Annotated in this window: 12 protein-coding genes and 1 tRNA gene; 4 read left to right on the plus strand and 9 right to left on the minus strand. The window is 57.1% G+C overall.

What is annotated here, in order from left to right:
* Window positions 1-99 precede the first annotated feature (99 nt).
* Window positions 100-1,962, plus strand: a complete 1,863-nt coding sequence (locus V9G17_10300) for a RiPP maturation radical SAM C-methyltransferase (GenBank protein MEI2752986.1) — start codon at window positions 100-102, stop codon at window positions 1,960-1,962.
* A 36-nt stretch (window positions 1,963-1,998) separates the two neighbouring features.
* On the opposite strand, the gene V9G17_10305 is transcribed toward V9G17_10300, so the two are convergent.
* The 3 genes from V9G17_10305 to V9G17_10315 form a co-directional block, all read right to left on the minus strand.
* Window positions 1,999-2,331, minus strand: coding sequence for an arsenosugar biosynthesis-associated peroxidase-like protein (locus tag V9G17_10305; protein ID MEI2752987.1), 333 nt, complete (start codon window positions 2,329-2,331; stop codon window positions 1,999-2,001).
* 90 nt (window positions 2,332-2,421) lie between these two features.
* A complete protein-coding gene (locus V9G17_10310) occupies window positions 2,422-2,691 on the minus strand; it encodes a hypothetical protein (protein MEI2752988.1) in 270 nt (89 codons plus the stop codon).
* A 143-nt stretch (window positions 2,692-2,834) separates the two neighbouring features.
* The gene (locus V9G17_10315) at window positions 2,835-3,656 is read right to left on the minus strand and encodes an inositol monophosphatase family protein (protein ID MEI2752989.1); all 822 of its coding nucleotides are present in this window, start codon (window positions 3,654-3,656) and stop codon (window positions 2,835-2,837) included.
* 249 nt (window positions 3,657-3,905) lie between these two features.
* Here V9G17_10315 and V9G17_10320 point away from each other — a divergent pair, with 249 nt between their 5' ends.
* Window positions 3,906-4,415 carry a winged helix-turn-helix domain-containing protein gene (locus V9G17_10320; protein ID MEI2752990.1) on the plus strand — a complete coding sequence of 170 codons (510 nt, stop codon included), beginning with the start codon at window positions 3,906-3,908 and terminating at the stop codon, window positions 4,413-4,415.
* Between the two features lie 243 nt (window positions 4,416-4,658).
* On the opposite strand, the gene lpxC is transcribed toward V9G17_10320, so the two are convergent.
* From lpxC to rplI, 6 genes are all read right to left on the minus strand, one after another.
* Window positions 4,659-5,585: a UDP-3-O-acyl-N-acetylglucosamine deacetylase gene (gene lpxC, locus V9G17_10325; GenBank protein MEI2752991.1), complete on the minus strand. Its 927-nt coding sequence runs from the start codon at window positions 5,583-5,585 to the stop codon at window positions 4,659-4,661.
* Between the two features lie 284 nt (window positions 5,586-5,869).
* Window positions 5,870-6,541 (minus strand): response regulator transcription factor, encoded by a 672-nt coding sequence (locus V9G17_10330; GenBank protein MEI2752992.1) that lies wholly within the window; start codon window positions 6,539-6,541, stop codon window positions 5,870-5,872.
* Window positions 6,528-7,649: a sensor histidine kinase gene (locus tag V9G17_10335; protein ID MEI2752993.1), complete on the minus strand. Its 1,122-nt coding sequence runs from the start codon at window positions 7,647-7,649 to the stop codon at window positions 6,528-6,530. Before V9G17_10335 ends, V9G17_10330 begins: the two co-directional genes overlap by 14 nt.
* Window positions 7,650-7,756: 107 nt before the next feature.
* Window positions 7,757-8,221, minus strand: coding sequence for a transcriptional regulator NrdR (gene nrdR / locus V9G17_10340; protein MEI2752994.1), 465 nt, complete (start codon window positions 8,219-8,221; stop codon window positions 7,757-7,759).
* Between the two features lie 15 nt (window positions 8,222-8,236).
* Window positions 8,237-9,514, minus strand: coding sequence for a serine hydroxymethyltransferase (glyA, locus tag V9G17_10345; GenBank protein MEI2752995.1), 1,278 nt, complete (start codon window positions 9,512-9,514; stop codon window positions 8,237-8,239).
* Window positions 9,515-9,568: 54 nt separating this feature from the next.
* Complete coding sequence (gene rplI / locus V9G17_10350; GenBank protein MEI2752996.1) at window positions 9,569-10,054, minus strand: 50S ribosomal protein L9; 486 nt, start codon at window positions 10,052-10,054, stop codon at window positions 9,569-9,571.
* A gap of 303 nt (window positions 10,055-10,357) precedes the next feature.
* Between rplI and V9G17_10355 the strand changes: the two genes are divergently transcribed.
* A complete protein-coding gene (locus tag V9G17_10355; protein ID MEI2752997.1) occupies window positions 10,358-11,833 on the plus strand; it encodes a hypothetical protein in 1,476 nt (491 codons plus the stop codon).
* 94 nt (window positions 11,834-11,927) lie between these two features.
* Window positions 11,928-12,014 (plus strand) — tRNA-Leu (locus V9G17_10360).
* Window positions 12,015-12,058 lie beyond the last annotated feature (44 nt).

Consider the following 12,058-nt stretch of genomic DNA (forward strand, 5'->3'; position numbering starts at 1 on the left):
AGGCGCTCGTGGCGCGTCTCGTGGTCGATCGTTTCGTGAGGAGGTTCATCGCATATCCTGCTGTATGCCCTGCCCTGTGCCGACCAGACTGGGGTGCGTATGAGTAATGTTCAGGTCCAGGTGGCGCTCGTCAATATGCCCTTCAGTTTTTCGAAGTATCCCTCGATTCAATTGGGGACACTCTCGGCGTTGCTGAAGTCGAGAGGTGTGGCGGTCGATTGCCACCACTTGAATGTGCGATTCGCGCATAAGATCGGAATTCCGCTCTACGAATCGATTTGTGAGAAACGCGCCCTGTTCGGTGAGTGGCTGTTCTCCTATCTCCTGTTTCGCGATAACCCCCAACGGGCCGACTATCCGCGAGTGTTCAAACCGGTGTTTGAGCAGATTGCCCGGGAGAGCGGCCAACCGGTCTCGTTCTTCGAGGAGATGGCCACGCGGACGGCGCCGCAATTCCTGACGGGGGCGATGACCGGCATCGACTGGGGTCAGTACAAAATCGTGGGGTTTACATCCACCTTTGATCAAAACGTCGCCAGCCTGACCATGGCGAAGCTGATCAAGGATTTGTATCCGGATGTGACAATCGTATTCGGTGGCGCCAACTACGATGGTGAGATGGGCTTGGAGTATTTTCGGGCGTTCCCGTTCATCGACCATGTGGTGGTTGGTGAAGGCGAGGTGACGTTTCCCGCGTTAGTCGACCATGTGCTGAGCGGATCGATTGGCCCCTGCCCCAAAGGCGTGACGTACCGGGAGAATGGCGAGATTCGTTATGAGCCGAATACGGCACTTTTTACGGAATTTGCGCACACCGGTCCGCCGGACTACGACGACTATTATCATCTCCTGGCTGAGCTCGGTACCGAAGCGTCGCGTGGACTGGATCGCATTCTCTTGTACGAAGGCTCACGCGGTTGTTGGTGGGGAGAAAAACACCATTGCACTTTCTGCGGACTGAATGCGCAGAGCATGAAGTTCCGCGCCAAGTCGTCCGAACAAGTCGCTCGTGAGATGGCGTTTTTGTCGAGTCGGTACGATACGACACGGTTCCGGCTTGTGGACAACATCATCGATATGAAATATGTCGAGCACCTGTTCGGCAGCTTCGCCCAGGAGCGCCGCGACCTGGATGTGTTCATTGAAACCAAGAGCAATCTGCAGAAGAGTCAGATCCGAACGCTGGCCGTAGGGGGCGTGAAGTGCATGCAGCCCGGTTTGGAAAGCCTCAGCCTGACTCAGTTGAAGGCGATGGATAAGGGCGTGACGCCCATGCAGAATCTAGTCTGCCTGAAATGGTGCTTCTACTATCGCGTGGCGGTGTCGTGGAATATCCTGCTCGGATTTCCGGGCGAGACCAACGATGACTATCGTCGGCAGATTGCTCTCCTCCCCTCTCTCTTTCACCTGCAGCCGCCGGAAGGAGCTGGGAAGTTCTGGCTGGAGCGGTTCAGCCCCTACTACACGCGTCCGCACGAATACGGCATCCGCATCGCTGGCCCGGGCATGGCCTATTCGCATGTCTATGATTCGCGGCAGGTCGATCTTGCGAAAATCGCGTATGACTTCGAATACGAGCTCGACCAATGGTCCGTGGATCCGGAGGTGTTTCAGGAGTTGATGAGTGTCGTGGAAGAATGGCAACGGCGAGCCGCCTCTGCAGACAAGCCGTTCCTGTACTATTCGAAGGCGTTCGACTATGTGACGGTGTACGATGGGCGGACGATGACTCCGACGCGTGAACGGTTCGACTGGCCGGCGTCATTATTCATTGATCTGTGCAGCGAAGCACCGAAGTCATTGGAGCACTTGCGAAGCGCGGTTCGGGAGCGTGGTGACGTGGGGAGCGCGGCGGATGGCGTCATCCAAGAGTCGTTGGAGCGATTGACGGCGAAGCGAATTCTCTATGAAGAGCGGGGAAAGTATTTCACGCTGGCCATTCCCGAGCATCCCTATTATTAAGCGGATTCTGCGGTCGCGTCGGGTGTATCCCCTCCCCTACATCGACAGCTTCTCAGCGACGTTTCGCATTTGCACCCCGTGCACGAGGGAGGCCCCTCCCCGAATGGCGCAGGCCACGTGTGCCGCTTCGGTCATTTCTTCGATGTTGGATCCCTTTTCAAGACAGGCTTGAGTATAGGCATCGATGCAGTAGGGGCATTGCACGGCGTGGGCTACGCCGAGCGCGATCAGCGCCTTTTCCCGCTCGGTCAGCGCACCGTCGGCAAAGACGGCGCTGTAATAACTCATGAACTTCTCCCACAAGACCGGGTTGCCCTTTCCCATGTCTCCGAATTTGCCGAGATCCTTCGAGTGGTAATAGCAGTCCATGGATAACCTCTTAGGGTGAATAGGCGTGGTCCGTCCATGAGACGGATCGGTGAGCACGGTGACGGTGCGGCGTGTCGGGGGGCCGGCCTGTTAGGCATTCCCCGGCGTGGAAGGGTCTGTTTCGCCGAGGGCTTGTGAAAACCGATGTCCGACGATGGTCGTGACCTTGCTCATGAGTTCCCCGAGCTCTTTCCATTCTTCCGCACTCAAATCTGCCTTGATTTGAGGGTGCAGCGCCCATTCGGCATTGACGAGTTGTCCTTTACGTGACACGTGTACGTGTAACAATTCGACATCCCAGACGTCCTGCGGGGCGGCGGGTGCGGCGACTGGTTTTTGTGGGGGGACTTGGCTTGCCATGGTGCGTGCACTCCTTCGGTCTGACGGGTGAGGTCGGCATAATACCGTATCAAATATCGCACTGTACATGGGGAGTGTCGCGGTGTGCTCTGTTCGTGGCCGGCAATGAATCGCCGCGGGTCGGCGGCTGAACACGCTCCTGATTAGTGAGGATCAGGTTGCTGATTGATGGCGCGGAGTAAGTGGTCGTGAATGCGTCCGTTGGTGGCGACGAGTTCTTGCTCGTACAGCGAGAAGCGGCCCTTGCTGAATCCGGAGACCGTTCCACCCGCTTCTCGAAGAATGACAATGCCCGCAGCCATATCCCACGGGCTCAGTTTGACTTCCCAATATCCGTCGAACCGGCCGGCAGCCACATAGCTCAGATCGAGAGCGGCCGACCCGGTTCGGCGTATACCCTGTGCGCGGAGTGAGAGGCGAGCGAAGTGGTCGAGATTATTGTTCGTTGTGTCCCGGATGTCGTAGGCGAAGCCAGTCACCAGCAGTGATTGGTCGAGCGTCTCAATCGTCGACACGCGAAGGCGCTCGCCGTTCAGGTATGCGCCCTGTCCCAGGGCCCCTGTGAACAGTTCCCGGCGCATGGGGTCGAAAACCACTCCCACGATACATTCCCCCTCATATTCCAGCCCGATCGAGACTGAGTAGAACGGAAAGCCGTGTGCGAAGTTGGTTGTGCCGTCCAGAGGATCGATAATCCAGCAATACGGGGAGTCCGTGGCCCCATCCTTCCCGCGCTCTTCAGCAAGGATTCGGTGGGAGGGGTGGGCGGACAGAATCGTGTGCACGATACGCTCCTCGGCGCGTCGATCTGCGTCGGTCACCAGGTTGGTCGCCGCCTTATAGTCGATCCGAAAACCGGTTTTGGCATGGTCCAGTAGCACGGTTCCGGCTGCTTCGGCTGCTCGAATCGCGGTCGTCAGATACAAGTTATGCTCTTCTGGGGAGAGAGGCTTTGATGTATGCATAGGCGCCCTATCCTAGCACGAGTCGCATTCAAGCGACGAATGGAGGGCGCATTTTTCTGCTAAATCATTGTAAGTGCATGATAAATAACAGGAGTGAAAACGCTTGTTCTTGTATGGCAAGGCTTGATTAGGCATTGTATGCATTCTGAATACATGTGCGTATGATGCGATCAAATAGTTGTTTTGAGTGACTTGACAGAAAATGAATCACTTGCTATAAAGCAAGTATGCTTTGTTGAGGACTTGCTTGTGGAAGAATTAACCGACATTCTGGTGGGGCTTGAGCAGCGCATCAGTGCCTACCGGAATCGCTACCAGGAGCTTGAGAAGAAGCGGCGGCGTCTCGACGACGAAATCGCGATGATCAAGAAATACCTGGAGCTGGCGGAGACCCTGTATCGCGTCGAAGCCGATAAGGCCAAGCTGGCGAGTCTCTCCAGTCAGATCATCACCGACGAAAAAGGTATTCGCCCGCTGCCGGTGACGGATGTCACGGATCAGTCGCGTGAGATCTTGCTTGGAAAAAGCAAGTATGTCGGGAAGAGTGTGCCTGAGGCCGCCTATCAAATTCTCCGCGAAGCCAGCCGGCCGATGCACGCGAAGGAGCTCCTGCAGCGGTTGTTGGAAGGTGGGTTACAGATAAAGGGGAAGACGCCGTTGACGTCCGTGGCGACGTCGTTAAAGCGAGATAAACGATTCCAGAAAGTCGGGCCGAACACGTTTGCGGTAATGACTCAGGAACTGACAGCGGTTGTATGAGTGGGTGGAAGAGAAGTTCACGTCAACTCTAAATGTGTGAAGGGAGGTGAGAATCTTGGCAACGAAGAAGGCAGCGAAGAAACCAGCGAAGAAGGCAGCGAAGAAGAAGTAAGTCCTGCCAGGATTTACACGCCGGGGGTAAGGCCACTTACCTCCGGCGTTTTTTTATGCCTAAAAGCAACCATAGCCTTGCGGGTCTAGGCCTGAGGGGGGTACACGTGTTGCGGATACTAGGCGGAGTGATTAGATCGCAAGGGACGGTGCAGGGCGAAGGAGCCCCAGTGACGTGCGGGGTTCAGGTGCAGTAACGGCATGCTCTCCGGTGATGAGCGCCCACTTGTCGCGCTGAGCGAGGATTTGCTCGACGAGTCGAGTGTGCATCGCATGGCCTGAGCGTTCGGCGACGACATGACCGATGAACGGGAAGCCAAGCAGCGCGATATCGCCGATCAGGTCCAGGACTTTATGCCGGACGAACTCGTCTGGGAAGCGCAAGCCTGCTTCGTTCACGACACCGTCTTTAGACAGGACCACCGTGTTATCCAGTGTTCCGCCTTTTCCGAGACCTCGTGCCCACAGCGCTTCCACCTCGTGTAAAAATCCGAAGGTGCGCGCCGTGGCAATATCCTGCTCGAATGCCGTGGCGGAGCACGTGTAGGTGTAGGACTGAGTCTGGATCAACGGATGATCATAGTGAATGGAGTAGGTGATTTTCGGGGTTGCCGATGGCTCGATCCGGACGCGCCGCGTTCCATCAACGACCTCAATGGGTTGTGTGATTTTCACGTAGGATTGGCGACGGGTCTGCGGGATGACGCCAGCCGCGCGAATCAGGCGTACGAACGGGCTTGCGCTGCCATCCAATACGGGAACTTCGCCCGCGTTGACTTCCGCGTACACATTATCGACTTCCATGCCGACCAGCGCCGACAGAAGGTGTTCAATGGTCTTGACTTGATGGCCGTTGACGCTGATCGCGGTGCAGAGTTCGGTTGGCACCTTATTGGAAATAGCGGCAGGGAGGAGGGTCTCCTCCGATCCGTTCCGATAGATGAAGATGATACCGGTATTGGGGGGGGCAGGACGAAGTGTCAGCGTGACCGGTTGGCCGGAGTGGAGTCCGACGCCTGAGCAGGAAACTGGTGATCCGATCGTTTGCTGAAACCGCACGGTGCCTCCTCCGTAGTGTGTACTTCCATATAGGCAATGATTGTGCCATTCAGGGTTGTGATCATATATTGTTGATAAATAATAGATTATATTGATTTGTTTGAAGTAATCACTGTTGTGAAATTAACACAATTGTATCTTTTGGCTGTGGAGTCAATGATCCGAAGTGATTGGTTTTCAATGGGTTACCTCATCGTGCTCAGTTGGGTCCTCGGGGAAACCATGTGTTTTCTACATCAGCTTCGGAACCGGTAGGTGTGTCCGATGCTCGTCGTCAGCTTTTGTTATGGTCGCGGTTCGAGTTCGATGAGTCCCTTCCGAATAGCCAGAATCGCGGCTTGAGTCCGGTCATAGACCTGAAGTTTGTGAAAGATATTGCGTACGTGGTTCTTAACCGTCTTCTCGCTGAGGTCCAGGCTGTTGGCGATTTCTTTGTTGGTCTTGCCGTCTGCAACCAGACGAAGCACGGTGATTTCCCGTTCGGTCAGATCGTGCTCGACCCACGTCGGCTTCTTGCCCTTTTTCTGTGACATGAGGGAGAACTCGGCCAGGATCTTACTAGCGACCGACGGATGAATCAGCGACTCACCGCGGTAGATTGCCCGGATGGCAGCCACGATTTGTGACGATTCCGAGTCTTTCAGCAGATAGCCGGTGGCACCGGCGCGCACTAGATCGAAGATGTATTGCTGTTCTTCGTACATCGTCAGCGCCACGATACCCATGTGAGGGAATTCCCGCTTGATCTGTCGGGTGGCCTCGATGCCGCCCATGCGGGGCATGCTGACGTCCATGAGGATGACATCCGGCATGAGGGTCTTGGTTTTCTCCACGGCATCCGCGCCGTCCTGCGCTTCGCCCACCACGTTGATGTCTTCTTTGGTTTTGAGGATGGCTGCCAGGCCTTCGCGCACCACGCGGTGATCATCGGCGATCAGGACTTTAATTTTTTCCATGACGAATCGTCTCCTTGTCGGCTAGTGGGATTCGCAGCACGATGCGCGTGCCGCGCCCTTTCTTCGAATCGATCGTGGCTTCCCCGCCCACCAGCCGTGCGCGTTCCAAGATGCCGCGAATGCCGAAGTGATCCCACTTTTCGGGATCGCGAAGGACCGCATCCATGTCGAATCCGATCCCGTTGTCGGAAATGGTCACTTGTAACAGGTCAAGTCGAATGTCGAGTTGCACCGACACGCGCTTGGCTTTCGCATGCTTTTGTACGTTACTCAAGGCCTCTTGCACGATCCGGAACAAAAAGATCTTGGTGCGTGGGAATAAGATCGTTTCGTCTCCGGTCACGGAGAAAGCCGTCTTGATATGGTACTGGGTTTCGTACGACTTGAGGTAATTCGTCAACGCCGGGATGAGCTCCATCTTGTCATATTGGAGCGGGCGTAGATTGAAGATAACCTGTCTGGCTTCCTGGATGGCCAATTTCAGCTGGGCTTTGGATTCACGGATCGTGGCCAGACTGGCCTTGGGATTTTTGCGCAGCAGTTCTTGAGACAGTTCCAGTTTGAAATTGACGCCGGCCAGGCTCTGTACGAGCCCATCGTGAATTTCGCAGGCAATGCGTGTTCGTTCCTCCGTCACCGCCGCACCGGTCTCCTTCACGTATAAGCGGTACAGCGACTGGTACTTGTTCAGTGCTTTCTCGATGTCGGCGGTGGCGCGGATCCGAGCTTCGATTAACTGCCACATGAATTTAGCGCTGGCACCACCGATGACCGACACGCCCATGCGACGAATGTCCTGGAGGTATTCGCCGACCTCAGGGTTGCCCGACACATCGATGACCAGATCGACCGGTCCCATTTTGAGCAGTTGGCGATAGTTGCGGGTCACCCGGATGTGCAGGCGTTTGGCGAGGCCGAGGCCTGGTGCCTGGTCGCTGATGTCTGCCACGCCGACGATACGGACCAATGGATCGTTGGCGAAAATCTCCATCAAGGCGGTGCCGCCGCGACCTGCGCCGATGATGACGACATGTGTGGCCCCGGGCGATCGCCGTTTGCTGGGCCGCGAGGCTGTTCGTCGGTTGCGGGTGATTCTGGTTGTCGCCATGGGTTCAGAACATGTCGAGAGAGCGCAAGCCTCTCCTCAATTGGTGCCCATCCTGCCTAGACCTTAACTGAGCGGACTGATCCGAAACAGCGAGGAGAGGGGAGAGGCTAACGCTCCCGGCGCTGCTGGGCCAGGGCTTTGATCTCTTCCATGAACTGGTCGATATCTTTGAACTCTCGATACACGGATGCGAATCGTACGTAAGCGACCTGATCGAGCTGGGACAGTTCTTTCATGACTTCTTCCCCGACGGCGGTGCTCACAATCTCGGTCTCACCCATGTCCTGGATGCGCTTTTCGATGCGATCAGTGACGGTTTCGATGGTCGCGGTGCTGATCGGCCGCTTTTCGCACGCCTTCTTGAGCCCGGAGACGATCTTGCTCCGATCGAACGGTTCCCGTCGCCCGTCTTTCTTCACAACGGCGGGCATGGTTTCTTCGACTCGTTCGTAGGTGGTGTAGCGTCGTTTACACGACAGACATTCGCGCCGCCGCCGGATGACCTCGCCTTCCTTGGCCATCCTCGAATCGACAACTTTGTCCTCGACATCGTCGCAGAAAGGACACTTCACTGGCGAACGTCCTGCCTAAGCGGGAGACGAATCGTAGGCATGAAAGATGGGAAAACGATTACACAACGTCTTTGCTTGCGCCCGCACCTCGGCGTGCACCTGTGGGTCCTGGTGATGTTGCAACACGCGATCGACGAGCGCCACGATCTCACGCATCTCCGCTTCGCGCATGCCGCGCGTCGAGACGATGGGGCTGCCGATCCGGATGCCACTGGCCGTGGCCGGCGGTTTTTCGTCATAAGGGACAGCGTTCTTGTTGACGATGATGCCGGAGGCATCCAAGGCGGCATCGGCTTCTTTGCCCGTGATGCCTTTGTTGGTCAGGTTCACCAGCATCAGATGGGTATCGGTACCCCCGGACACGATCTTGTATCCTCGGTCGACCAGCCCTTGCGCCAGGGTGCGGGCGTTGGCCAGCACCTGTTGCTGGTACCGTTTGAATGCCGGAGAGAGCGCTTCTTTAAAAGCGACCGCTTTGGCGGCAATCACATGCATGAGGGGGCCGCCTTGCAGACCCGGGAAAATAATCTTGTCGACGGCTTTCGCGTATTCGGCCTTGCACATGGTGACGCCGCCGCGCGGGCCGCGCAGGGTCTTATGTGTCGTGGTCGTGACGAAATCCGCATAGGGAACGGGATTAGGGTGTAAACCGGCTGCGATCAATCCGGCAATGTGTGCGATATCGACTAGCAGGTACGCGCCCACCGACTTGGCGATTTCCTGAAACTTGGGGAAGTCGAGGGTGCGAGCGTAGGCGCTGGCTCCCACCACCAACATGCGAGGACGGCATTCCTCGGCGATTTTCTGAACCGCCGCATAATCGATGGTTTCGGTCTGGCGATCGACGCCATACGAAAACGCCCGGAAAATGATGCCGGAGAAATTCACTTTGCTGCCGTGGGTCAAGTGTCCGCCCTGGGCGAGGTCTAGCCCCAGAATCGTATCGCCAGGCTTGAGCACAGACAGATAGGCTGCCATGTTGGCCTGCGACCCCGAATGCGGCTGCACGTTCACGTGCTCGGCTCCAAAGATCTTTTTGGCGCGTTCGATGGCGAGGCTTTCAACCGTATCGACATGCTGGCATCCGCCGTAATAGCGTTTGCCGGGATACCCTTCGGCATACTTATTCGTCATGACGCTGCCCTGGGCGGCCAAGACCGCGGGGCTGGCGAAATTCTCCGAAGCGATCAACAGCAACTTGTCTCGTTGCCGCTGTTCCTCGGCGACGATGGCCTCGTACGTCTCGGGGTCGGTTGATTTCAACGCGTCCAACGAACCGATCAGATCCTGCATGCTTCCTCCGAGCGCGGCCTCCGGTCTGGCGGCCGCGCATGATCCCGCAACGGGTTATGCGGTTGGTGCGGCTTCTTCCGGTTCTGCCTGCTCGTCCTGCTTCCTCACCACGTGGACCGCGATGGTCGCGGTGACTTCGCGTGGCAGCTTGATCGCGATGGCAAAGGTGCCGAGTTCTTTGATGGGCTGGGCCAGCTGGATCTTGCGGCGATCCACAGTGAACCCCTGTTCAGCCAACCCTTCCGCGATATCCTTGGCCGTGACGGACCCGAACATCTTGTCGTCTTTTCCGACCTGGGCGGAGACCGTCAGGGACACGGCCGAGATCTTCTTGCCGTGCGCCTCGATGTCCTGTTTTTCCTTCTTGGCTTTCTCGGCGGCGGCCCGCTTGGCATGTTCGAATTCTTTGATGTTCCGGCTATTGGCTTCCACAGCCTTCTTGCGGGGCAAGAGATAGTTGCGGGCAAACCCGTTGGAGACGTCCAAAAGGTCGCCGAGGTCGCCCACGCCTTCGAGTGTTTCTTGGAGAATCACCTTCATACTGCAACTCCTTCTGTTGGAAAGGGAAAAAGCATACTGGCGGGCTGTGCAAAAGTCAATTGATCTGGAGCCACCGGGCGGTTTTCTTCGTGTGGCTCAAAATGGTCCAACAGGCGTTCAGGAGGGTTCTTCCCATACATCTTCCGTGTCTTGGTCCGGGTGATCCGCGTGAGCGCGAGGCAGATGGACAGGATCTTTCAGAACTCGTTAAGATGCGTTCCCTATTCGATGAGCCATGGTGCCGTGGCGGTGTGACCGGCGCCATGGGACGGGCCACGATGAAAGGCGGGGAAAGAACGGACCATGACCGCACTACCAGGCACCTTACCCGATCTCCTCGATCAGTTGGCCGCGATGCTGGACGGCGAGGCGGCGCGCAGCACGGAGCAGGGGCTCGACCAGTCGATTCCGCTCACGCGCGGCCGGCTGCTCCAGACCGTCGGCAATTTGCATTTGTATGAGTTTTTTCTGCCTGCCGACGTGCTGGTCGGTGCCGATCTGTCAGCGACTCTGCTCTTGGGCGAAGAGGTCGAACCGACGGAGGGGATCGTGCTGTTTCAGGACGGGGAACGCCTCGTGTTGCAATTGTTCGATGCCATCGGCGAGGTGGTGCCTCACGGCACTCTGGTACCAGATGCCGGCGGATTGGCCCTTACTACCAGCCGCCGTTTGACCGAGATGAGCAAGACGGGGACCTCCTACACACTAGGTCCGGCTGAGCGGCTTCTGCCCGTGTTCGAGGCGGGGCAAACCGGAGACCGGGTGATGTTAGAGGCTCTGGTTCCTACCTCCGTGCTCACGCCCTTGTGGCAAGACGATCTGACGGCGCGTCGGCAGAAGCTGGCTACGCTCGTTATTGAGCTGCTGCGAGGCAACAAACGTATTCTGCTCATCGCCCCGGATCACGAGAGCGCCGATACGATCACCCTGCTCACGGCCCGGGCGATGAAAGCGGCCGGATTGACGTTCAGGAGTTGGCTGAGTCGGTATGAAGTGGCGACCAGCAAGGAGAGCGGAGGCATTCCTCTTCCGGATTTGGGATTTGAGGCGCAGATGCATCAGTTCTATGCCAAGTCTCGATCCGACAAGGCGGTCTTGCGTAAAAAATACGATCGGTTCCGTGAACTCACGCCGATTCTGGCCTACAAGGCTCAGAAGCAGAAGGATCTGGACGAGGTGCGGCTGTTGGAATGGCGACTCGTGACTCAGTTGACGGATTTTTTGGCCAAGATCAAGGACATCGACCAGACCCTGATCGACTATGAACAGCTCCCCATCTGGAAGCGGTTGTCGATGCAGGCGGTAGGGAAAAATGTCGAAACCTTGCGCGAGTACAAAGTGATCTACGAGCGGCACTGTGCCGGGCTCCGTCATGAAGTCGATATCGCCAAGGAGCGGATTGCCGAATTAATTCCCGAGGCGACGGTTCCGAAGGAGCTCAAGCCGGAGTTTGCCGAACTCAAGGAAGAAGTGATCCGGTTGGGAGGGACGAAGAAGATTCGCGAGCTGTTGGCGGCGCAGGAGGATACAAACCGGCAGGCCTTTGTGCAGAACCGGCGGGTCATCGTCACGACGGCGGCGCGGGTGGCGGCCGATCCGTTGTTTCGCAAGGTGCGGTTCGACGTGTTGATTGCGGACGAGGCCCCGCGTATTCGCGCCGCCTTCCTGTTGGCGTCGGCCGGGCTGGTCCGCGAACGGATTGTGCTCAGCGGCGACCTGCGCGAGGTGACGGCAGGTGGCGCCTGGAATCTCACCGACGGTGTTCTGACCGCAGGCTGAAGTTGATCGATCCCGGTCGCCCGATAATTTCACGTCCCTCACCTTGACGGGTCGAAACCGATCAGCGATAATCCCGCTCTATTCTTCTCTTCAAGCCGAAGTGGCGGAACTGGCAGACGCACTGGTTTCAGGTACCAGCGCCCGTAAGGGTATCCGGGTTCAACTCCCGGCTTCGGCACCATCACACAAGATTGCTCACCCCTGAGTCTCTCCAGGTTCTTCTTG

The organism is Nitrospira sp. (genome assembly GCA_037045225.1).
GTDB lineage: Bacteria > Nitrospirota > Nitrospiria > Nitrospirales > Nitrospiraceae > Nitrospira_A.

Bases quoted from the DNA above. Each gene is read 5' to 3' on its own strand.
- V9G17_10355 (MEI2752997.1), top strand. From the start codon at position 10,358: ATGACCGCACTACCAGGCACCTTACCCGATCTCCTCGATCAGTTGGCC.
- V9G17_10315 (MEI2752989.1), bottom strand. From the start codon at position 3,656: ATGCATACATCAAAGCCTCTCTCCCCAGAAGAGCATAACTTGTATCTG.
- V9G17_10330 (MEI2752992.1), bottom strand. From the start codon at position 6,541: ATGGAAAAAATTAAAGTCCTGATCGCCGATGATCACCGCGTGGTGCGC.
- V9G17_10300 (MEI2752986.1), top strand. From the start codon at position 100: ATGAGTAATGTTCAGGTCCAGGTGGCGCTCGTCAATATGCCCTTCAGT.
- V9G17_10335 (MEI2752993.1), bottom strand. From the start codon at position 7,649: ATGGCGACAACCAGAATCACCCGCAACCGACGAACAGCCTCGCGGCCC.
- V9G17_10305 (MEI2752987.1), bottom strand. From the start codon at position 2,331: ATGGACTGCTATTACCACTCGAAGGATCTCGGCAAATTCGGAGACATG.
- glyA (MEI2752995.1), bottom strand. From the start codon at position 9,514: ATGCAGGATCTGATCGGTTCGTTGGACGCGTTGAAATCAACCGACCCC.
- rplI (MEI2752996.1), bottom strand. From the start codon at position 10,054: ATGAAGGTGATTCTCCAAGAAACACTCGAAGGCGTGGGCGACCTCGGC.
- V9G17_10310 (MEI2752988.1), bottom strand. From the start codon at position 2,691: ATGGCAAGCCAAGTCCCCCCACAAAAACCAGTCGCCGCACCCGCCGCC.